Source organism: Rhizobium changzhiense (genome assembly GCF_013087625.1).
In the GTDB taxonomy this organism is placed as follows: Bacteria; Pseudomonadota; Alphaproteobacteria; order Rhizobiales; family Rhizobiaceae; genus Rhizobium; species Rhizobium sophorae.
The window spans coordinates 479,521-500,608 of sequence record NZ_JABFCQ010000003.1 but is presented as its reverse complement, the minus strand read 5'-3'; the positions used below and the strand labels follow the sequence as shown (position 1 = coordinate 500,608).

At 60.9% G+C, this 21,088-nt stretch carries 16 protein-coding genes and 2 pseudogenes; 8 read left to right on the top strand and 10 right to left on the bottom strand.

All coding sequences use genetic code 11. From position 1 onward, the window contains the following. The first annotated feature begins 40 nt into the window (after nucleotides 1-40). The 7 genes and pseudogenes from G9X68_RS17430 to G9X68_RS17400 form a co-directional block, all read left to right on the top strand. The gene (locus G9X68_RS17430; RefSeq protein WP_171603452.1) at nucleotides 41-667 is read left to right on the top strand and encodes a glucose-6-phosphate isomerase; all 627 of its coding nucleotides are present in this window, start codon (nucleotides 41-43) and stop codon (nucleotides 665-667) included. Nucleotides 668-682: 15 nt separating this feature from the next. Continuing rightward, a complete protein-coding gene (locus tag G9X68_RS17425) occupies nucleotides 683-1,636 on the top strand; it encodes a shikimate dehydrogenase family protein (protein ID WP_171603451.1) in 954 nt (317 codons plus the stop codon). Nucleotides 1,637-1,639: 3 nt separating this feature from the next. Further along, on the top strand, nucleotides 1,640-2,587 hold the full coding sequence (locus G9X68_RS17420; RefSeq protein WP_342355344.1) for an NAD(P)-dependent oxidoreductase: 948 nt from the start codon (nucleotides 1,640-1,642) through the stop codon (nucleotides 2,585-2,587). 3 nt (nucleotides 2,588-2,590) lie between these two features. Further along, nucleotides 2,591-3,445, top strand: a complete 855-nt coding sequence (locus G9X68_RS17415; RefSeq protein WP_171603450.1) for an MBL fold metallo-hydrolase — start codon at nucleotides 2,591-2,593, stop codon at nucleotides 3,443-3,445. A gap of 23 nt (nucleotides 3,446-3,468) precedes the next feature. Next, nucleotides 3,469-4,362: an SIS domain-containing protein gene (locus G9X68_RS17410; RefSeq protein ID WP_171603449.1), complete on the top strand. Its 894-nt coding sequence runs from the start codon at nucleotides 3,469-3,471 to the stop codon at nucleotides 4,360-4,362. Between the two features lie 106 nt (nucleotides 4,363-4,468). Continuing rightward, a pseudogene (locus G9X68_RS17405) lies at nucleotides 4,469-4,588 on the top strand (IS6 family transposase); the annotation flags it as partial. Then, a pseudogene (locus G9X68_RS17400) lies at nucleotides 4,587-5,283 on the top strand (transposase); the annotation flags it as partial. The pseudogenes G9X68_RS17405 and G9X68_RS17400, both read left to right, overlap by 2 nt. Here G9X68_RS17400 and G9X68_RS17395 read toward each other — a convergent pair. Next, on the bottom strand, nucleotides 5,268-6,356 hold the full coding sequence (locus tag G9X68_RS17395) for a LacI family DNA-binding transcriptional regulator (RefSeq protein WP_244956182.1): 1,089 nt from the start codon (nucleotides 6,354-6,356) through the stop codon (nucleotides 5,268-5,270). The pseudogene G9X68_RS17400 and the gene G9X68_RS17395 overlap by 16 nt on opposite strands. A gap of 192 nt (nucleotides 6,357-6,548) precedes the next feature. Between G9X68_RS17395 and G9X68_RS17390 the strand changes: the two genes are divergently transcribed. Then, complete coding sequence (locus G9X68_RS17390; RefSeq protein WP_171603448.1) at nucleotides 6,549-8,738, top strand: alpha-amylase family protein; 2,190 nt, start codon at nucleotides 6,549-6,551, stop codon at nucleotides 8,736-8,738. 96 nt (nucleotides 8,739-8,834) lie between these two features. Here G9X68_RS17390 and G9X68_RS17385 read toward each other — a convergent pair whose 3' ends face one another. The 9 genes from G9X68_RS17385 to G9X68_RS17345 all read right to left on the bottom strand — a co-directional run bounded on the left by G9X68_RS17385 (nucleotide 8,835) and on the right by G9X68_RS17345 (nucleotide 21,009). Then, on the bottom strand, nucleotides 8,835-9,632 hold the full coding sequence (locus G9X68_RS17385) for an IclR family transcriptional regulator (RefSeq protein ID WP_342355343.1): 798 nt from the start codon (nucleotides 9,630-9,632) through the stop codon (nucleotides 8,835-8,837). An 82-nt stretch (nucleotides 9,633-9,714) separates the two neighbouring features. Continuing rightward, on the bottom strand, nucleotides 9,715-10,710 hold the full coding sequence (locus tag G9X68_RS17380; protein ID WP_171603446.1) for an ABC transporter ATP-binding protein: 996 nt from the start codon (nucleotides 10,708-10,710) through the stop codon (nucleotides 9,715-9,717). Further along, nucleotides 10,710-11,717 (bottom strand): ABC transporter ATP-binding protein, encoded by a 1,008-nt coding sequence (locus G9X68_RS17375; protein WP_171603445.1) that lies wholly within the window; start codon nucleotides 11,715-11,717, stop codon nucleotides 10,710-10,712. The genes G9X68_RS17380 and G9X68_RS17375 overlap by 1 nt, the downstream gene beginning before the upstream one ends. Then, complete coding sequence (locus tag G9X68_RS17370; RefSeq protein WP_171376628.1) at nucleotides 11,714-12,598, bottom strand: ABC transporter permease; 885 nt, start codon at nucleotides 12,596-12,598, stop codon at nucleotides 11,714-11,716. The genes G9X68_RS17375 and G9X68_RS17370 overlap by 4 nt, the downstream gene beginning before the upstream one ends. After that, a complete protein-coding gene (locus G9X68_RS17365; RefSeq protein WP_094087945.1) occupies nucleotides 12,598-13,533 on the bottom strand; it encodes an ABC transporter permease in 936 nt (311 codons plus the stop codon). The genes G9X68_RS17370 and G9X68_RS17365 overlap by 1 nt, the downstream gene beginning before the upstream one ends. Nucleotides 13,534-13,648: 115 nt before the next feature. Then, complete coding sequence (locus G9X68_RS17360) at nucleotides 13,649-16,216, bottom strand: hypothetical protein (protein WP_171603444.1); 2,568 nt, start codon at nucleotides 16,214-16,216, stop codon at nucleotides 13,649-13,651. A gap of 193 nt (nucleotides 16,217-16,409) precedes the next feature. Next, nucleotides 16,410-18,026 carry an ABC transporter substrate-binding protein gene (locus G9X68_RS17355; RefSeq protein ID WP_171603443.1) on the bottom strand — a complete coding sequence of 539 codons (1,617 nt, stop codon included), beginning with the start codon at nucleotides 18,024-18,026 and terminating at the stop codon, nucleotides 16,410-16,412. Nucleotides 18,027-18,272: 246 nt separating this feature from the next. Continuing rightward, nucleotides 18,273-19,871 carry an ABC transporter substrate-binding protein gene (locus G9X68_RS17350; protein ID WP_171603442.1) on the bottom strand — a complete coding sequence of 533 codons (1,599 nt, stop codon included), beginning with the start codon at nucleotides 19,869-19,871 and terminating at the stop codon, nucleotides 18,273-18,275. Nucleotides 19,872-19,896: 25 nt separating this feature from the next. Further along, nucleotides 19,897-21,009, bottom strand: coding sequence for a mandelate racemase/muconate lactonizing enzyme family protein (locus tag G9X68_RS17345; RefSeq protein WP_171603441.1), 1,113 nt, complete (start codon nucleotides 21,007-21,009; stop codon nucleotides 19,897-19,899). Nucleotides 21,010-21,088: the final 79 nt, after the last annotated feature.

Below are 21,088 nucleotides of genomic sequence, written 5' to 3'. Positions count from 1 at the left end.
TTATGTAGTATAACTACCGAAAACGAATTGGAGGATAGCAATGGCTTTGTTTGAGCCGGGCATCGGATATGTCGACATCGCAGCCGGACAGCTGAAAGGCGCCACCAACCGCTATGTGAAGACGTTCCGCGATCTGGAAGGACTCTACGAGGACGCCGAAGCGTTTGCGGCGATCGTCGCCGCGCGCGGCGATGAGGTTGCCTATGAAGTTACCGACTACAAACCTTCGGCAAATGCCGGCGACATCATCATCGGCGTCACCCGCATGGAACCTGGCAAGGTGGGCCGAGAATATTACATGACGCGCGGCCATATCCATGCACGGCCGAACCGGCCGGAAATGTATTACGGTGAAAGCGGGCTCGGCGTCATGCTGCTCGAAAGCCCGGCAGGTGATATCCGCACCATCGAGATCGGCCCCAAGGCGATGTGCTATGTGCCGCCATTCTGGATTCATCGTTCTGTCAATGTTGGCAGCGAGCCGCTGGTCATGACCTTCGCCTATCCCGCCGATTCCGGCCAGGATTACGACGTCATCGCGAAGGCAGGCGGCATGAAGAGCCGCATCGTCGATGACGGCAAGGGCGGATGGAAGGCCATCGACAACACCGCCTATTTGGCCCGGCCGCAGGCGCTGATCGACAGCATCATGGCTAGGCTTGACTGATCGAGGGGGATCACGATGAACTTCTATGCTACGGCAACCCGGCCGACGCTCTATTTCATCGGCGTGACCACCGGCAAGAGTTCGATCATGAAGGTGTTTCCAGCCTGGGCCGATCATCTCGGGCTGAAAGACGCTGGTATCAGGGGCATCGATTTCCCCTTGCATGCCGAACCCGAAGCCTATCGCAAGGCCGTCGCATTCATCCGCGACGATCCGATGTCGCTGGGCGCGTTGGTGACCACCCACAAGATCGATCTCTTCAATGCCTGCAAGGATATGTTCGACGAGATCGACCCGAATGCGCGGCTGATGGACGAGACGAGCTGCATCTCCAAGCGCGACGGCAAGCTTATCTGCCACGCCAAGGACCCGATCTCATCGGGCCTGGCGATGGATGCCTTTCTGCGGGACGGCTATTTCGAGCGCACCGGCGCCGATCTTTTCTCGATCGGTGCGGGTGGCTCGACGATCGCGCTGACATGGCACATGATGCATAAGCGGCGCGCGGGCGACAGACCATCGCGCATCATCGTTTCCAATCGCAGCCAGCACCGTATCGAGGAGATCAGGCGCATTCACAATGCGATGGGCAGGACCGTGCCGGTCGAATATGTCCTGGCGCCGCAGCCCTCGGACAATGACGCTATCGTGGCCGGATTGAAGCCGGGCTCCGTGGTGATCAATGCCACCGGTCTCGGCAAGGATGCGCCCGGTTCGCCGCTGACGAATGCCGTGGTTTTTCCCGAAAACGGCGTCGCCTGGGACCTTAACTATCGCGGCGAGCTGATCTTTCTCGACCAGGCTCGGGCGCAGGAGAAGGCGCGCAACCTCCAGATAGAAGATGGCTGGGTCTATTTCATCCACGGCTGGACGGAGGTGATCGCGGAAGTCTTCCATATCGACATACCGCAAAGAGGACCGGAATTCGACGCGATCTCGAAGATCGCGATCGATGTTACGAAAGGCTGAACCGTGGGCCACAAAGTGCTCGTCACGCCGCGCTCGCTGACCGAAGCGCCGCATCCCGCAATCGAGGGCATGGCCCGCCAGGGCGTCGAGATCGTCTATGCGACATCCGGCAAGCTGCCAGATGAAGCGGAATTGCTGCGGCTGGTGCCTGATGTCACAGGCTGGCTTGCAGGTGTGGAGCCGGTGTCTCCGAAGGTGATCGCCGCTGCGTCGAGGCTTTGTGTCGTGAGCCGCAATGGCACTGGTCTCGACAACCTGCCGCTCGGCGAGTTGAAATCGCGCGGCATCGCAGTCCGCACGGCAGACGGCGCCAATGCGCGGGGGGTGGCGGAGCTCGCCATCGCGATGATCTTCTCGGCCATGCGCCATCTGCCCTATACGGATCAGGGACTGAAGGCCGGCAGTTGGCCGCGCCGACGCGGCATCGAATTCTTCGGCCGCACGATCGGCATCATAGGTTGCGGCGCGGTCGGCGGCACGGTTGCCCGGCTGGCGGCCGCAATGGGCGCACACGTGATGGCTTTCGATCCCGCCCGTCCCGACGTTGGCATCGATCCCGCACGTTTTCGCTGGGCAAAGCATGACGAGATTTTCCGGGAAGCCGATATCCTGACGCTGCATTGCCCACCGAGCAAGGACCGCGCGCTGGTCAATCGCGAAATGCTGGCGGCGGTGAAGCCGGGCCTGATCCTGGTCAACACGGCCCGCTCCTCGCTGGTCGATGAGGCCGCGTTGATCGAGGCGCTCGACGCCAAGCAGTTGCGGAGCTATTGCGTCGACGTGTTCGATCCCGAGCCGCCCGCTTTTCCCGGCCTTGCCTCGCGGGCGGACGTCATCGCCAGTTCGCATATCGGGGGCTACACCGAGGAAAGTGTCAACCGCGCGACCGAGATGGCGGTCTTCAACCTGATGGAATCGCTCGGCCTGAAACAGCATGCCCTGACGGCCTGACCCATGATCACGCTTCGCACGATCCCCTTCGACGAACCGCTCGCGGCTAGGCTCGAGATGGGGCCGGGCGACGGCGTCTCGCTCTACTGGCTCGGACAGGCCGGTTTCGTGATCGATGCGGATGGCTGGCGCATCGTCATCGATCCCTATCTCTCGGATTCGCTTGCGGTCAAATATCGCGGTGCTGTTTTTTCGCATGAGAGGATGGCCCCTGCACCACTGACGCAGGATCAGCTCGGGCCGGTCGATCTTGTGCTGTGCACGCATCATCACACCGACCACATGGACGGCGAGACGCTGAGCTTGCTGGCAAAACGCCTGCCTGAGCTGAACTTCGTGGTGCCCTCTGCTTCGCGCGAGTTCGTCATGCAGCGGATCGGTCTCGATGCCAGCCGATTGATCGAGGTCGATGCCGGTGATCGTAAGACGATTGGAAGCCTGGAGCTCCATGTCATGCGTGCCGCGCACGAAACCCTGGAGCGCGACGAGGCAGGAAAACACCGGTTTCTCGGCTACGGCATGGGCTTCGGCAATGTGAGAATCTTCCACTCGGGCGATACGATACCATTCGATGGGCAGAGTGAGGAGATCAAGGCCTTTGCGCCCGATCTGGCACTTCTGCCGGTCAATGGCCGCTCGGAGGCGCTGAGAACGTCCGGCTTTGCAGGCAACCTGACGCTTACCGAAGCGATTACGCTTTCCGGTCGCTGCGCCATCGCCGCGCTAATCGCCCATCACTACGGCATGTTCGCATTCAACACAATCGCGCCCGATGAGATCGACAATGCGGCTGAGCAAGCACCCATCACGCTTCGTCGCGCCCGCTACGGCATCGAGTTTCGTCTTGACGGTGCGTAGTGCACGGTGGCAGGAAATCTCAGATGGCATATGAAGAGATATCCAGCCGCAATCCCGGGCAAAACATACTCGAAATCGTGCGGCAGGCACTGCCTGGTCTTCGCAAATCCGAGCGCAAGGTGGCCAACCGCGTGCTGGAGGATCCCAACCGCATTCTCAACGCCGCGCTGGCGGAGGCTGCGGCACTGTCCGATGTCAGCGAGCCGACGGTGATCCGCTTTTGCGTGGCGATCGGCTGCAGCGGCTACCAGGAATTCAAGCTCCGGCTTGCCCATAGCTTGGCGCTCGGTACGACCGCGACCCATTCCGTGCTTTCGAAGAATGACAGCACTGCGGAACTGGTCGAGAAGATCTTCGGCTATACGATGACCAGCCTCGATTGGGCGCGCAGCCATCTCGATACGCAGGCGCTGGGTGAAGCCATCGCCCTGCTTAGCGGGGCTCGGAGTATCGAGTTCTTCGGTCTCGGTGCCTCCGGCATCGTGGCGCTCGATGCGCAGCAAAAGTTTCCGCTGTTCGGCGTCCCTTGCGGCGCACAGGCCGACACCCACCAGCAATTGATGACGGCATCCATGATGCAGGCCGGCGACGTTGCGGTGATCTTCTCCAATACCGGGCACACGATCGCAATGATTGAGGTGGCCAAGGTGGCCAAGGATGGCGGCGCCAAAGTGATCGCGGTTTCCGGATCACGCTCGCCACTGCTCGACCATTGCGACGTGGCGATCCTGGTCGAGACGCTCGACAATACCGATATCTATACGCCGACGATCTCACGCATCGCGGCCCTCGTCGTCGTCGATATCCTCTGTTCGGCTGTCGGATTGCGTCGAGATGCCGAACACGGCAAGCGCTTTGAAAACATGAAGCAATTGCTTAGAAACCAGCGGGTGAACGGCCCAGTGAAAACGTCGTAAGCGTACCGCGATCTCGTCTTGCCGTCTGATTGAGGGAACTTGCGAGGAACTCCGAATACGGCATCAACTTAAACGAAAGACGGACATCGACATAAGATAACGGGTCATGACGAACCGTGATCCGCTTTATCGCCGCCACCGTTTTCCCGTCGAAATCATCGCCCACGCTATGTGGCTCTATTTCCGGTTCCCTCTCAGCCTGCGGATGGTAGAGAACTTGCTGAGTGTTTGTTCTGAAGCAGGGTGATGAAGGTGCCCCGGTGGCGGAGATCTGCCGGAGGGCGGGAATCAGCCAGGCGACCTACTTCTATTGGAAGAAGAAATATGCCGGCATGTTGCCGCCGGAGATGAAGAAGCTGAAGCAACTCGAGGACGAGAACGCACGGCTGAAGAAGATCGTCGCGGACCTGACACTCGACCGCGAGATGTGCAGGACGTCATTCGCCGAAAGCTCTAAGGCCTCGCAAGCGGGAGGTGGTGAAGGCCATGTGCCGCGATTGGGCGATCTCGATCCGGCGTGCTTGTGGGGCGCTGAACTTCGCGTTCAAGCGACCACTACACCTCTCGCCGTGCCGATCAGGCCGGCCTGGAACGTCGTATTCGCGAGATCTGCGAAACCTAAGTGATCTACGGCGATCGTCGGGTGCATGTGCTCTTAGAGCGTGAGGGTTGGGGCACCAACATCAAGAGAACCTATAACAGAGACTTGGGCCTTCAACTGCGGAACAAAACGCCAAAGCGCCGAGTCAAAGCCAAACTGCGGGAGGATCGGCGAATGGCGGTTGGACCGATGTCTGGGCCATGGACTTCGGTCACGACCGGCTGGCGACCGGAAAGAAGTTGCGGGTGCTGACCGTGATCGAGACCTTCTCGCGCTATGTGTCGGTGCTTGATCCGCGTCACAGCTATCGCGGTGAAGACGGTAGCTTGCCGTTCCGATCGGTGCTTTCGCGCGTTTTGACTTTAATACCGAGATCGACGATCTTTTCGCCGCTATTGTCGCCATCCAGCCGGCGACGGAGCCTCATGACAGCTTCGTAGCCGCATTCCCAGCGCGGCGTATACACGCTGGTGATCGCCGGATAGGCGGCCTCCATGACCTCGAAATCGTTGAACCCGGCGATCCCCATGTCCTGAGGTACGCGCCGACCGCGTTGCATGCATTCAAAGAGCGAACCGAGCGCCATTACGTCGTTGTTGCAGAAGACGGCATCAATTTCGGGCTCAGCCTCGATCATGTCCGCTAGCAGTCGGCGTGCGGCGAGCGGCGTGACAAAGCGGCGCGCTTCGGAACTTGCACCGCCACGTGGCTGATGGGTCGTGTCGATCGGTGTGATGAGACGAGGATTGAAAAGGCCGGCTTCGGTCAGCACGTCGCGAAGGCCGGAAAGGCGCGACAGCGATCGGCCATTCATCCAGCCGGCGACGAAGCCGATATTGCTATAGCCGGATTCGAGAAGATGCTCGGTGATCGCACGGCCGGCCTGATAGTGGGAGAAGCCGATGATCGTGTCGATCGGATCGTCGCTCAGATCCATGATCTGGATGACCGGACAGCCGGCCTCTTTCAGCATAAGTCGCGAGGCCTCGTTCTGGTCGACACCGGAGATGATCATGCCGGCCGGCTTCTGACGCAGCATCTGAGCGATCAGCCGCTCCTCCTCCTCCTGGTAGTAGCGGGTATTGCCGATCTGGACCTGGAGCTCGGTGCTTTCGACGCCGTCATAGATACCGCGCAACACGTCGGAAAAAATGTTCTGTGTAAGCGAGGGAACGAGCACGCCGATCACGTCCGTTCGGATCGAGGCAAGCGCGCGGGCGCTGAGATTGGGAATATAGTTCAACTGGCGGACCGCATTGTCGATGCTTTCCCGCAAGGATGCCGACACCAGCGACGGATCGCGCAGCGCACGCGAGACAGTGATCGCGCCGACGCCGGCCAGGCGTGCGACGTCGGCGATCGTGGGACGTCCATCTGTCCGGCGGCTGCGCAAGATATCTCCCCCCGTGACGTGCAGTCGACGGCCTGATCGCTCCTTCCCAAGAAAGCCTGGCGGAGTCAACCGGAAGGGTAGGAGCAGCCCATACACTTTTCCGCATCGTGGAATTCTCGCCGAAGAACCGAGACGCGAGCCGGAAATTCTCTAACCTGTCGGCAGATCAATCGAAGAGAAAGCATTTATCGTATGGGATCGGAACCTTGGTACCGCACGGCCAGACGTTGGGGCCAGACCAACTTGGTGGAGATCGACCCGGCACGCTACGATGGCGACTGGTGGCGGGAACACTGGCGCCGCACGCGTATCAACGGCGTGATCGTCAATGCCGGCGGTATTGTCAGCTATTATCCGACGAAATTCCCGCTGCATCACCGTGCCGAGGCGCTCGGCGAACGCGACCTCTATGGCGAGATCGTCGCAGCGGCCCGCAAGGAGGGCCTGAATGTCATCGCCCGCATGGATTCCAATCGCGTGGCCGAGGATTTCTACCGCGCCCATCCGGACTGGATCTGCCTCGACATCGAGGGTAAGCCATATCGACAGGCCGACAAATACGTCACCTGCATAAACTCGCCATACTACAGCGAATATCTTCCGTTGATCATGGAAGAGATCATCGAGCGAAGCCGGCCAGATGGTTTCGCCGACAACAGCTGGGCGGGGATTCCGCGCAAGAACATCTGCTATTGCCGGTATTGCGAGGAGAAGTTCTTCACCTCATCGGGCGTTGATCTGCCGCGCCGCCACGACTGGGTCGACGAGAATTACCGGCTTTGGATCCGCTGGAACTTCCAGCGACGCACAGATCTCTGGGAGCTGAACAACCGGGTCACGACCAAGGCCGGCGGCAGGGACTGCCATTGGATGGGCATGATCAGCGGCGACGTGCTCAACAATTGCAATCGCTTCATCGACCTGCCGGCTATCCTCAGCCGCAGTCCGATCGTGATGCTCGACCATCAGCGCCGGAACGGCGTCGACGGCTTCGAAGGCAACACAGAAGCTGGCAAACGGCTCCACGAGGTCGGTGGTTGGGACAAACTCATCCCGGAAAGCACGCCGCAATATCAACTTGGTTCGCCTGCTTTCCGGCTTGCCAGCATGCCGGTTGCCGAAGTCAGGCTCTGGTCATCGGCAGCTTTTGCAGGTGGTATCCAGCCATGGTGGCACCATATCGGCTCTTCGCATGAAGATCGCCGGCAATACACGACCGCCGAACCGATCTTCACCTGGCACGAAGCGAACGAAGACGTTCTCTTCAACCGCCGGCCGGAAGCTGATGTCGGCGTCGTCTGGTCACAGACGAACCACGACTTCCACGGACGCGACTATGCCAACGACCGGACGATGAACCCCTATCGCGGCGCGTTGAGGGCACTCGACCGAGCCGGCATCCCTCATCTTCCGGTGCATGCCGACGACATTGCCAAGGCGGCCAGTCGCTTCCGCGTCTTGATCCTGCCCAATCTCGCCGCCATCTCAGACGAACAGGCCGATGCCATCAGGGCCTTTGCCGCGCAGGGCGGGTCGGTGATCGCTTCATCGGAAACCAGTCTCTACAACCAGTATGGCGACAAGCGCCCCGATTTTGCGCTTGGCGATCTGTTCGGCCTGCATAGCAAGGGCGCCAGCCTTGGCGGACAGGAACTGGTCAATGCCGATATCGAGACCAGCGCCCGTCATACCTATCTGCGGCTTTCACCTGAGCTTCGCGCCGGCGTGCACGGACCGAAAGACGAAACGGCGCCGAAGGCCTCAGGGGAGCGGCATCCGGTTCTCGCCGGTTTCGAGGAGACCGATACCCTGCCCTTCGGAGGCTTCCTGCCGGTCGTCGCTGCCGAAAGCGATGTTACGGTACTTGCAACCTTTATCCCGGATTTCCCGATCTATCCGCCGGAAACATCCTGGATGCGCAAGCCGCATACTGACCTGCCGGCGATCACCGTCCGAGAGGGTGCGAATGGAAGCAGTTTCGTCTGGTTCGTCGCCGATCTCGATCGGTGCTTCGCACGCGACGAGCAGTTCGAGCATGGCCGGTTGATTGCCAATGCAGTCAAGTGGATCCTGGCCGATCGCGCGTTTCTCGCGCTGGAGGGTGGCCATGGGTTCATCACAGCCGCGGCCTATCGGCAGGGTGAACGGCAGATTGTCCATCTCAACAACCGCATCCTCACCTCGCGTATCCCCGGCCGGCAGGCGGAACTCGTGCCTATCGGCCCGGTAACGCTGCGGCTACGGCGAAAGACGGCTTCGCGCGCCGCGCCTGAGGTCGCCCTGAGGGTCAGTGGTCTTCAGCCGAAGGTCAAGGTCGAAGGCGAGGAATTGGTGATCGAGATCAGCCAGGTGCTCGATCATGAGGTCATCGTCGTAGGCTGATCGCCGACGCGAAAGGATCGGCCCGTTTCGCCACCGGGGCGGGCGATGCGGGCCGTCCACCATCCGAAAGGGTAACGGCACCGAAGACGGTGTCACTCACTCGGCCGCAATGTGACCAGGCAGAATTCCACCGAGACCGAGCGTCAAGCGGCCGGCGGCCTCGGCGACCAGCGACCCGAGCACTGCAATGCGATCCCCGGTGATCCGCGTGGCAAGACCCGAGACCGAAATGGCGCATAGTGCCTCTCCCTGGTGATCGTAGACGGTGGCGCCGACGCAACGCAATCCTGATTGGCACTCTTCATCGTCCACGGCGTGACCGTTCCGGCGGACCGTCTCAAGCTCTGCAACGAGGCCGGTACGGCGTGTGAGCGTATTTGCCGTCAGGCGCCGCAAGCCGTGGCACGCGAGGATCGCCGTGACGTCTTCGTCCGCATAGGTCGCGAGAATGGCTTTGCCCATGGCAGAAGCCGCCATCGGCACCCTGCCCCCGATATGGGCGGCGGCACGGGCGATCTCACGGCTTTCGATCTGGCTCACCACCAGCATCTCGCCTCGATCGGCAATGCCGAGATTGACGGTCTCGCGGCTCTGATCTCGCAGGCGGCGCAGAAACGGCAAAGCCGTGGCGGCAATATTGCGCTGGCGCGCGAAGACGGAACCGATAGCGAAGGCCTGTCGGCCGATATGCCAGAGACGGCCGGCCGGATCGAACCGGATGAACTGGCGTTGCTCGAGCGTCGTCAGCAGGCGGTGAACCGTCGAAGGTGCCAGCCCGGTGCGGCTGGCAAGGTCGCTGAGGCGGTTGCCCTCCTCATCTTCGCCCAACACTTCGAGCAACATCATCGCGCGATCGACGGACTGGACGCGGCCATGAAAATCCTTCTCTTCCACGGGTTTCATTCTCCTGTGTCAGACCGAGCTCAAGGATTTGATGTCGTTACTAATAACGACGGCAAGCGGCGCATCCGCCGTCTCACGCCGGCACCGGAATCGGTTTGGGCCTGGCGAAATGGCAAGAGGCGAACTGGGCGGCGGCGACCTCGCGAAGCGGTGGGCGCTCGACCTTGCAGATATCCTGAGCAATCGGACAGCGAGTGTGGAAACTGCAGCCGGTTGGGATGCGCGTTGGGCTCGGCACATCCCCTTGGAGCACGATGCGGCTGGCCTTGCGATCCGGGTCGGGCTCGGGAGCTGCCGAAAGCAAGGCCTGCGTATAGGGATGTTGGGGAGCGTTGTAGACGGAGCGCTTCGGGCCGATCTCGACGATGCGACCGAGATACATGACGGCGACACGATCGGCGATATGACGCACCACGGCAAGATCATGGGCGATGAAGAGAAAGGAAAAGCCCTTCTTCTTCTGCAGATCCTGCATCAGGTTGATGATCTGCGCCTGCACGGAAACGTCGAGCGCGGAGACCGGCTCATCGGCGACGATGAAGCTTGGTTCAAGCGAGATTGCCCGGGCAATGCCGATCCGTTGGCGCTGGCCGCCGGAAAACTGGCGTGGATAGCGGTCCATGGCGCTCGGTGACAGACCGACCTGGTTCAGGAGGTCGGCGACGCGCTCCCGCTTCTCCCGCTTGGATCGGGTAAGACCGAAAGCATCGAGAGGCTCGCCGATGATATCGGCGACGCTGCGGCGGGGGCTGAGCGAGCCATAGGGGTCCTGAAAGATCATCTGCAGCTTCTGGCGCATCGCCCGCATCTTCTCATGCGAGAGCGTGGTGAGGTCGGTTCCGTGGAAAACGACACGTCCGGCGCTCGGCTCGATCAGCCGCAACAGCAGGCGGCCGAACGTGGATTTTCCGCAGCCGGATTCGCCGACGAGCGCCAACGTCTCGCCCTTCATCACTTCCAGGCTGACGTCGTCAACGGCCCTCACCTCTTGCTTCGGCTGTCCGAATGAAAGGCCTCCGCCACTCGAGAAGACCTTCTGGATATTTTCGGCGCGTAGGATAGCCGTCATCACATTTTCTCCCCGATCGCTTGCAACGGCGCCGCTGCTTCTCCGGTGACCCAGCAGGCGGCCTTGTGCGAGGCGCCGAAGGAAAACATCGGCGGCATCTCGCGCGAGCATTTCTCGACGCGAAGTGGGCAGCGCGTATAGAAAGGACACCCCACTTTCACCGAGCCGGCGGCCGGGACCGAGCCAGGAATCTGGTAGAGTTGGCCGCCGTCCTCGTCGCTCAGGCGCGGTATCGATCGCAGCAATCCCCGGGTATAGGGATGGCTGGGATAGGCGAAGATCGAACGGACGTCGCCGTCTTCAACGACATGACCGGCATACATGACGATTACCCGGTCGCAGACCTCGGCGATGACGCCGAGGTCGTGCGAGATCAGCAGCACGGCCGTGTTCAGTGTGCGGCGGATCTTCTGCATCAGGTCGAGCACCTGCGCCTGGATCGTGACGTCGAGAGCGGTGGTCGGCTCATCGGCGATCAGCAGCTTTGGATTGCAAGCGACTGCCATGGCGATCATCACCCGTTGGCGCATGCCGCCTGAAAACTGGTGCGGATAGGCACCGAGGCGACCTTCCGCGTCGGGTATGCCGACGAGTTTCAGGAGCTCAATCACGCGAGCGCGGCGCTGCTCCCGGCTGATGTTTTCGTGCAGCTTGATCGCTTCGCCAATCTGGTCGCCGATCGTCATGAGCGGATTGAGCGAGCTCATCGGCTCCTGGAAGATCATGGCGATGTCGCGGCCGCGGATCTGCGGCATGCTGCGCGCAGGCAGCGTCAGGAGATTGGTGCCGTTGAACTCCACGCTGCCGGCGGAAATCCGGCAGATCTCCGGCAGCAGGCGCATGATGGCAAGCGAGGTGACCGACTTGCCCGACCCGGATTCGCCGACGATGCCGACCGCGCCACCAGCCTCGACTTCCAGGCTGACGCCGTTGACAACGCGAATGGGATTGGCCGGGGGACCGAAATCGACCGTCAAGTTTTGGATTTTCAGCAAGGGTGCGGTCATTGGGCGGTCTCCGGGTCCAGTACGTCCCGCACGGCATCGCCCAGCAGGTTGAAGGCTAGCACGACGCAGGTGATGGCGATGCCCGCACCGATGACCGGCCAGGAGGAGCCGAACAGGTTGTTGAGGCCATCACGGATGATATTGCCCCAGCTCGGGTTCGGGGGCTGTGTGCCTATGCCGAGAAAGCTCAGCGAGGCTTCGAGGCGGATGGCAGAGGCAACCCAGAGCGTCATCAGCACGACGATCGGCGCGGCAATATTTGGGATGATGTGACGGAAGATGATGACCGGCGTACGCACGCCGACGGCGATCGCGGCCTCGACATAGGGCTCCTGCTTGACAGCGAGCGTCGATGCGCGTGCCACGCGCGCAAAACCCGGAATGAAGGCGACGGTGATAACGGTGATGATGTTCCAGAAGCCGCCGCCGAGCACGGCCGCGATGATGATTGCGAGCAGCAATTCCGGAAAGGCAAGAAGCAGGTCGATGACGCGCGAGATGATGCGGTCTGTAATACCGCCGAAATAGCCCGCGACGACGCCGAGAATCGTGCCAAAAATCGCCGCCAGGATCGGCGAGGTGATGCCGAAGATCAGCGAATTTCGCGAACCGTAGATCATGCGAGAGAGTACGTCCCGGCCGAACTGGTCGGTGCCGAGCCAATGCTGCATGGACGGCGTCTTGTTGATCGCGAGGATGCTTTGGGCCAGCGGGTCGTAGGGCGCCAGCCACGGCGCAAAGACCGCCACGAAGATAAAGCAGACAACGATGACAAGAGCAAAGCTTGTGGAGATTCGGCCGTAGAGAATCCATTTTATGGCATCCGCCAGACGATGATCATCTGCAATGACAGGGGGAGTTGGTTCAAATGTCGTAGTCATCACTTCACCCGAATTCGCGGATCGACAACGATGTAGAGGAGGTCCATCAGCAGGTTGACCAGCACCACGAGCATTGCGAAGACCACCACGCCGCCTTGAATCACGGCATAGTCGCGCTCGGCGATGGCGCTGATGAGAAGCTTGCCGATGCCTGGGCGGTTGAAGACCAATTCGATGGCAACCGAGCCGGAGAGCGTCGCCAGCATGCTCAGTCCCATGCCTGTCGTCAGCGGCAGCAAGGCATTGCGCAAACCGTGGCGATAGATCACGCGCGTCTCGCGTGCACCCTTGGCACGGGCGGTACGCACGTAGTCGCGACCGAGCACCTCGAGCAGCGATGTTCGTGTCAGGCGGCCCATGAAGGCGGCTTTGACAAAGGCGAGCGTCAGTGCCGGCAGGAAGACATGGTGCATCCGATCGACGAAACCCGTGCCGCCGCCATTGATCGGGAACCAGCCGAGATTGAGCGAGAAGACGATCAAAAGCAGCGCGCCGAGATAGAAGTCCGGTATGGCATAGCCGACCAGCGAGAAGGCACGCATGGCCGAGTCCGGCGTCTTGTTGCGGTTCGTCGCGGCATAGACGCCGAAGGGAACGCCGACGGCAAGACCCATCACCATGGCGACGATTGTAAGCTCGATCGTATAGGGCAGATTGTAGGCGATCAGGCCGAGGACGCTCTGGCCCGTCATCAGCGACTTGCCAAGATCGAGCGTGAAGACCCCGATGACGAAGTTGATATATTGGTGCCAGAGGGGCACGTTGAGGCCCATCTTTTCGCGGAACAGAGCCAGCTGGTCGGCCGTCGCCATGTCGCCGAGCGCCGCAATCGCCGGGTCGCCCGGCAGGATGCGCATGGCAATGAAGACCAGCGTCAGCACCAGCAGTATCGTCGGGATGGCATCAGCCAGCCTGAGCAACAGGTATCGGGCCATGTAGAGCTCTCCTCCGTTTCCGCCGCGATCGGCGGCGTCATTTCGTTTTCTCCACGTCTGCTGCTTCAGGCTGTAGACGTGGAGAGGTGAAGGCGCGGCCACCTGGCCGCGAACCTCAGCTTTGCGGGACCGTGTAGTATGGCTCGTTGGCCAGCTTGCCATCGAGACCAGGCGTCAGCACGGCCTGTCCGTTCTTCTTCGAGCTGACAAAATATTGCAGGTGGAACTCGGACTGGGTGTAGTCGCCGGAAATTGAGGCCGCGTAACCTTCGCCGGTTCGCGACATCGTCGTCGATTTCCACCGTTCGGCCTGATTGACGTGGCGGTAGTGCAGGATCGGTTCGCCGTCCATTTCGCCGCTGACGCGGACATCGAACCCGGCGCCGGCATTGAAGGACAAGGCCGCCTCGACTTCCAGACTGCCCGCGACGACGGCCCGGCGTGCCTTGATGGCATCGATAGCCGCTTGAACCGTCTCGTCGGCTTTGACGGATTCATACTTTCCGCCGCCGCGCAGCGATTCAAGATCGAGAAGCTCGGCCTGGATCTGCGGCAGACGCGTGTGCCAGGAGCCGCGCAGCCAGGATTGTGGCCCATAGGTCAAATCGTCCTGGTACAAATCGCGCGAGATGTCGGCGACCCGTTCCCAGGCCATGACGGAGCGGCGCGCGTGATCGAGAAGCGGCTCCACCAGCGATGAGACCTTGGTGGCGACGAAGAGTTCCGCCCAGCAGGCAGCCCGGAACTTCTCGGCAAAGAAGCGAGCGAGCCCGCCGCAGATTTCGACATCGACAACGATGCGCTGCACGGCCGGGGTCGCGAAGCTGGCCGTCTTCTTGGCGTCGAGCACGGCCTGGTCGCAGCCTTCTGCAAGCTCTTCCAGCCAGTCGGCGATGTCGAGCGGCGTATAGCGGTGCGACGCCTTGCCGGCAAGGAGCAATTCCGCATATTCGCGCGCCGTCGCGAAGAGGGCGGAATCGAAGGTCGGCGCATTGCCGAAACGAACCGGCCCGTCCATGTCGAAGCCATAAGCGCGCTGCCCCGTACCCTCGATCAGCGGCAGGTTGGTATAGACCTCCGGCCAGTAGTGATTGTTCGAGACCGAGGGGCCGTGGGTGAGGCTGACGAGCGGCAGCACCTTGCCGGCAAAAGACAGGCCCTTTTCGCAATATTCGGCCGCATCGCCGCATTCATGCGCGAGGTAGCGCATCCAGCTATCGCGCGGGGCTTCCGGATAATAAAGCAGGCGGCCCCAGACGCGGTACTGGTAGTCGTATTTCTGCCAGTCATAGCGCGTCGCCATGCCTTGTTTCTGGTAATTGAAACGGCCGCCGGGGATGCCGGTGCCCATACGGCCTTTGAAACTTTGCGGCTCGCACCACTCCACGCCATCGGAGCCGGCGAACATCGAGCTGCGGCCGTAACCCGCGGCAAGATCGGGATCGCCCCAGAGGAGCACGCGCTGCGTGCCGGCCCAGATGCGGTAGATGACCTTGTAGTCCTTGTCCTTGGTCAGGAGGTCGCCGTAGCTGTAGCGCAGGAACTTGCGGGAACCTTCGCTCAGCTTCTCGCGCTCGCTACGCGCCACTTCCGGCGGATATTCGCGGTCGCGGATAGCGGACTGGTGATAGGGCAGCCCCATATGCTCGGCCAGATATTTGGGCGAAGCGGCGAAAGGCATGCCGGTTTCGCGGGCAATCTGCAGCATCGTGTGGTCGAGGCCCTTGCCGTGCATGTCGATCTCGATCGGCCGCCCGGCGGCGGCAACACCCGCAAAGGCTTCCTTCCAGAAGCCATAGTCGCCTTCTGCAATGCCGCCTTCCACATGGACGCGAAAAGTCAGACCGGTGATCTCCGGAACCTCAGTCAGCAGCTGCGTCAGCGCCGCCCGGCAATACGGTGCCAGATTGGCGTCGGTCACGCCCGCCACGGTGTAGTTGGCGCGTGGCACATCGTCGAAGTCATACCGCTGGGTCCATAGCGCGAGCTGGAATTCCAGTCCGCGCTTCGCCGCCTCGCGGGCGATGAACTTCAGCATCTCCAGATTGGTGTCGCGCTCCTCTTCGGAAAGCTCGACGATCTCGACCTCGAAGCCCGGCACCTTCATGAGGAAGGGATAGGGGAAGTAGAAGTAGACGTCTGTGATCCACGGATTGTGATAGGGGTAGTTGTATCCCATGCCGAGCGTCAGCGAGAAGCGGTTGAAGCGGTTCGAAGCGAGCATGGTGAGATAGTCGCGCCATTGCTGCTTGTCGTAGAACCAGGCCTTGTCCTCCTCCTCGCTGCAAAAGAGACGTGCCATGCTGCGGATGCGCGCCGAGGGCCTTTCAACCAGTGGAAAGGTTCCCTCGAAAACGTCCTCGCCTTGCGCATAGCGGGCCCGGTCGGCGAGCTCCGTCAGAGCGAAGACGAGACCACGGTCATCGCGGCCCCAGGCGACAACATGCGCGCCCTCGCGATAGAGCGAAAAGGACTCTTCCTTCTCCGGCAATTCGACCGGCGACTTCAGCGACGGCCTGCCATTTCCGCTAACCACCTCGACCAGCGTGCCCCCATTGGTCGCGCTGCCTTCGGTCGAAGAAACGCCGCGGCGTTTCAGGACCGCCCTCAATTCCGAGGCGGCCCAGCGGACAGAATCTGATGCTCCTGTCGGGAGGGCGATGGTGACCGATGCATAAGTCATTGCCTGCAAATCCTTTGCGATTAGACCTGATGGAGGCCTGGCGCCTCCGTTCGATTCGAGCCGGCTTGACCCTCGGGCAAAGCCTCGCCCCCGCCGCGAGCGGGAGTGACACGACCACCCTCCCCCGGAACAAACAGCCCCGGGGATCTTTCAGAGCGGCGGATGAAAGGCGCGGATGACCGCTAGTCGCGTCTCAGACGAACTTTGCCTTGGTAAGGCGCCAATGCGCATAACCCGACTTCAGCTCGTAGCCGAGATCGACCGAAGGCGAACGAACGACCAGATAGCCGTTGTCCGAGATCGGCAGCAGCGGCATGTCGCTGAGGAACTTCACCTCGATCTCCTGCACCAGCTTGATGCGCTTACCGAGATCGGGCTCGTCCATGGCTTTGCCGAGAAGATCGTCAATGCCAAGGATCGCGACGCCGTAATGACTGAAGTTCGGGCCCCCTGATCCATCCGACTTGACCTCGGCATTGGCCGACAGCTGTTCGATGATCGCCTGAGTCGGAACCGGCGGATAGGCCGCCGAGCGCTGGTACATGGTATTGGTGCCCTTGCCCTGGTCGGCATGAAAGGCCGTGTGGTCCTTGATGTTCAGCTTCATGTCGATGCCGCCGGCGCGAAGCTGCTGCTGAATGATCAGCATCACCGAGGAATAGTCCTCGCGCTGAGAGGTGTCGGCCGTGAAGCTGAAGCCGTTCGGGAAGCCCGCTTCGCCGAGAAGCTGCTTGGCCTTCTCCGGATTGTAGTCGTAGCGAACTTCTTCGGGGATGCTGTCCTTGGTAAAGCCGCCCAGATAGGAGGGCGGATTGATGCCGTAGGTCCGCTGGCTGACCGGCGACATCGCAGCGGCGATTTCGTCGCGGTTGATGAGATAGGCGACGGCATGGCGGACACGGATATCGTCGAAGGGCTTTACCTGCAGGTTCATCTGGATGGTGAAGAAGCTTCCAGGCGATGCGACGTCGAAGAGAAGCGCGGAATTGCGCTGCTGCATGGAGGGAACCCAGCCCGGAGAGCGCACGCCCTCGATCATGTGGACGTCACCCGAAAGCAAGGCCAGTGTGCGCGCCGTCGTATCGGCGATATACATGACCTGCATGTTCGGGATGTTCGGCGCGCCGCCAAAATAATCCGCATTGGCCTTGAGCTTGACGCCCTGAGACGGGTCGCTCTCGACGCTTTCGAGCTGGTAAGGCCCCGTGCCGATCGGATCCTTCTCGATCGCTTCCTTGCCCTTTTCCTTGTAAGCCTTGGCCGAAATGACGCTGGCCGAATAGTGGCTGAGCGGCCCGATCGGGAATAGCGGATCCGGCTGCGATAGCGTGAAGGTTACCTTATACGGCCCGTCTGTCTTCACGTCGGCGATGTTGTCGAAAAGGACGCGGTTGGCGCTGATCTCCTTGGTATCGCGCAGCCGGTCAAACGTGAACTTCACGTCGTCGGCGGTCATCTCGCCATAGCCCTTGTGGAACTGGACGCCCTTGCGAAGCTGGAAGGTCCAGACCTTTGCATCGGGGGACATGGTCCAGCTTTCGGCAAGGCTCGGCTGAACCTCGCTGATGTTTTCAGGGAAATGGCCGAGCGGCAGCTCCACCAGCAGGTCGTGAATATGGATGATTGCCCATTCGTCGGCGCCCTGGATCGATTTCGCCGGGTCGATCGTCCTCACGCCGCGGGCGGCAAAAGCGAGCCTTAGCGTATCCTGGCTTTGCGCGAAGGCCTTTGTGCCCAGCGTCGTCATTAGGCCTGCGCCGACCATCGCGGCGGCGGAATTTCCAATGAATCTGCGTCTGCTAATCGCCATGCTTCGATCCTCCCTTATCGAGCCGCTTTGCCTATTCCAGCGTGCTCCCAAGATCCGGAACGGCTGGACATTGCCCAAAGATGGTAGCGCTACCACCTACCCTTGGTCAAGTTTTGGCAAGGCAGTTATTCGTGTGAAACTGGAACTTCACTTGTGCAAAAATTGATGCGGCAGCCCGCAAACTCAAAGGGCGGATAAGGCCAACCGCCAGCCGTTTTCCGTGCTGCCACAACGATTTCATCGCCTTTACGCCGTCTTCGCGGCACGATGGAACCGCCAGCGTGCATAGCCGCTCTGCACCTTGTAGCCGAGGTCGAGACGAGCGTTGCGCGCCACCGTGAAGGACAGGCTCGCCAAGCCGATCAGCGGCAGGTCGCGCAGGACCTGAAGCTCGATCTTCTTGCAATTGTCCACATAGGTGTTGAAGTCGGTCGACTGCAGCGCCTTGTCCAGGATGTCGTCAATGCCGGGTATCGCTACACCGTAATGGCTGTAGTTCAGGCCACCGGAACTATCAGATTTCACTTCGGACTTCACCGAAAGCTGCTGGAAATAGAGCTGCGTCGGGATCGGGGGATAGCTCGACGAATGCAGGGCAAGCGTATTCTTGTCCATCTTGTTGTCTGCGTGATAGGCCGTATGGTCGCCGATCTTCAGGTTCATCCGCATGCCCACGGCGCGCAGTTGCTCCTGCACGATCAGCATGATCGAGGAATAATCCTCGCGCTGGCTGCAATTGCTGTCGAAGTCGAAACCATCCGGGAATCCCGCCTCCGCCAAAAGCGCCTTCGCCTTCTCCGGATCCGGCTTGTATTGCAGTTCCGGTGGCAGGTCTTCGGTCTTGAACCCGGCCGGGAAGAAATCGGGCTGCAGTCCGGCTGTAAAACCGCCCATCGGCTTCAGCGCATCGGCGATCGCATGCCGGTCGATCGCATACATCAGCGCCTGGCGCACCTTCAGATTATCGAAAGGCTTGCGGTTCAGGTTGACATGCAGCGTGTTGAAGGAGCCCGGCGATGTCATGTCGATGATCAGGGTCGGATCACGCTGCAACATGGAATCCACCCACCCCGGCGCGCGTACAGCCTCGATCATGTCGACGTCACCGGACAGAAGCGCAAGCGTGCGCGACGTCGTGTCCGCCATATAGACGCATTCGACATTTGGCGTCTTTGCCTTGTCTCCCCAATAGGCTTCGTGGCGCTTCATCGCGGTCCCCCATTGGGGATCGAAACGTGTCAGCTCGTAGGGTCCGGTGCCGACGGCATCGGTCTGGAATTTTTCAGCGCCAATCGCATCGACGGCCTTCTTGGAAACGATCGAGGTGTTGTTGGAGAAGATGGTCGTGCCGAGCAAGTTCACATCGGCCGTCTTCAGCGAGACCGTCACACTATAGGGGCCGTCAGCGACGACGTCGGCGATATTGCTGAGGATCGCCATGTTGGTGCCGCCGGCGATCGCCCGCTTGTACGAGAAGACCACATCATCGGCGGTCATCTCGCCGTAACCCTTGTGAAACTGCACGCCTTCGCGCAGCTTGAAAGTCCAGCTCTTGGCGTCCGGAGACATCTTCCATTCGGTGGCGAGCGTCGGCAGGTACTGGTCGGGAGCCGTCGCGAAAGTGCCGTCAGCGGGACGAACGAGCTGCTCGTAAATCTGCTCCGTCGCCCAGTTGTCGCCGCCCTGGGTCGTCAGGTTCGGGTCGCTGGTGCGCGGTCCGCCGGCGGCGATGCCGATGCGGATTACACTGGAATCGCTGGCCGCGCGCGCGCCCTTAATGCCCGTCATCGTTAGCGCGGTGGAAGCCACCGCAACTTCAAGAAACTGGCGTCTCTTCAGGTTCATTTCCTTTTCCTCCCGGGGGTCGGCGTTACACGCGCCGTCTGTCAAGTTCAGCATCGATGACGGAAAGGCCGAGACCGGGGCCGGACGGCACCGTGAACTTGCCGTTTGACGGTTTCGGCGGATTGGCGAAGGCGACATGCATACGCGTTGACGGATCGGCAAATTCAGCCGGCTTCGTCATATGCATGATGGTCGCAAGCACATGCAGGTTGGCGGCATGGCCGATGGTCGGCTGCGTCTGGTGCGGCACCAGCTCGACACCGTGCGCGGAGCAGATCGCGGCGCATTGCATGAGGCCGGTGATGCCGCCCATCTTGATGATATCAGGCTGCACCATGCGCACGCCGGCATTGATCATGTCGACAACAGCCTGGGTTGTGTAGGACTGTTCGGCGGCCGAAACGGTGATATCCAGTCGTTGCGCCACCTCACCCATGGCCCGGACATTGTAATGCTGTACCGGCTCTTCGAACCAGATATAGCCCAAGTCTTCCAGCGCTCGTCCGACACGGATCGCGCCGCCAACCGAATATTGGTTGTTGGCGTCGAACGCGAGCGGGAAATCGTCGCCGACGAGCTCGCGCACGGCCCGTGCTTTGGCGATATCGCCGGGGATATCATAGTCTTGACAGGTGCGATCCCCATCCCAGCGGATTTTGATGGCTGCCGGCGTCTCGGCCTTTAGCCGCGCCTCGACAACCCGCACGGTCTCCTCGACGGTTCGGCCAAAATTGTTTCCGATCGAGGCGTAAAAAGGAATTTCGGTTCGCCACGCGCCGCCAAGCAGCTTGTAGATCGGCAGGTTGAAATACTTACCCTTGATGTCCCAAAGGGCAATGTCGAGCGCGGCGAGTGCGCCGGTTACAGCACCTTCCGGACCGAGCTTGACGTATTTGTGCAGAAGCCGGTCGTAGAGGATTGAATGATCGAGCGCATCGGAGCCGATTAGCGAAGGGGCGAAATCTCTGATCACACCCAGGGAGTGCTCGCCGCCCATCATTGGTGAAGCCTCGCCGTGGCCGACGATGCCGTCTTCGGTCACCACACGAATGAACGCCGTGCGCCGTCCCGGCGCATCGTTTGCTTCCCAGCTGACTTGAAAAGCTTCCACGGATTTTATGACGGTCGGCTTGGACACATTCACTCCTTGTCTTCTTACATGCAGCAGCGGGCTGAGCGCCAACTACCGGCGGCTTTAACGCCGCGTCTTGCGAAGG

What these genes read in the sequence shown, in the direction of transcription:
- G9X68_RS17425 (WP_171603451.1), top strand. Translation starts at nt 683, where the DNA reads ATGAACTTCTATGCTACGGCAACCCGGCCGACGCTCTATTTCATCGGC.
- G9X68_RS17390 (WP_171603448.1), top strand. Translation starts at nt 6,549, where the DNA reads ATGGGATCGGAACCTTGGTACCGCACGGCCAGACGTTGGGGCCAGACC.
- G9X68_RS17355 (WP_171603443.1), bottom strand. Translation starts at nt 18,026, where the DNA reads ATGGCGATTAGCAGACGCAGATTCATTGGAAATTCCGCCGCCGCGATG.
- G9X68_RS17410 (WP_171603449.1), top strand. Translation starts at nt 3,469, where the DNA reads ATGGCATATGAAGAGATATCCAGCCGCAATCCCGGGCAAAACATACTC.
- G9X68_RS17415 (WP_171603450.1), top strand. Translation starts at nt 2,591, where the DNA reads ATGATCACGCTTCGCACGATCCCCTTCGACGAACCGCTCGCGGCTAGG.
- G9X68_RS17370 (WP_171376628.1), bottom strand. Translation starts at nt 12,598, where the DNA reads ATGACTACGACATTTGAACCAACTCCCCCTGTCATTGCAGATGATCAT.
- G9X68_RS17375 (WP_171603445.1), bottom strand. Translation starts at nt 11,717, where the DNA reads ATGACCGCACCCTTGCTGAAAATCCAAAACTTGACGGTCGATTTCGGT.
- G9X68_RS17430 (WP_171603452.1), top strand. Translation starts at nt 41, where the DNA reads ATGGCTTTGTTTGAGCCGGGCATCGGATATGTCGACATCGCAGCCGGA.
- G9X68_RS17380 (WP_171603446.1), bottom strand. Translation starts at nt 10,710, where the DNA reads ATGACGGCTATCCTACGCGCCGAAAATATCCAGAAGGTCTTCTCGAGT.
- G9X68_RS17350 (WP_171603442.1), bottom strand. Translation starts at nt 19,871, where the DNA reads ATGAACCTGAAGAGACGCCAGTTTCTTGAAGTTGCGGTGGCTTCCACC.
- G9X68_RS17365 (WP_094087945.1), bottom strand. Translation starts at nt 13,533, where the DNA reads ATGGCCCGATACCTGTTGCTCAGGCTGGCTGATGCCATCCCGACGATA.
- G9X68_RS17360 (WP_171603444.1), bottom strand. Translation starts at nt 16,216, where the DNA reads ATGACTTATGCATCGGTCACCATCGCCCTCCCGACAGGAGCATCAGAT.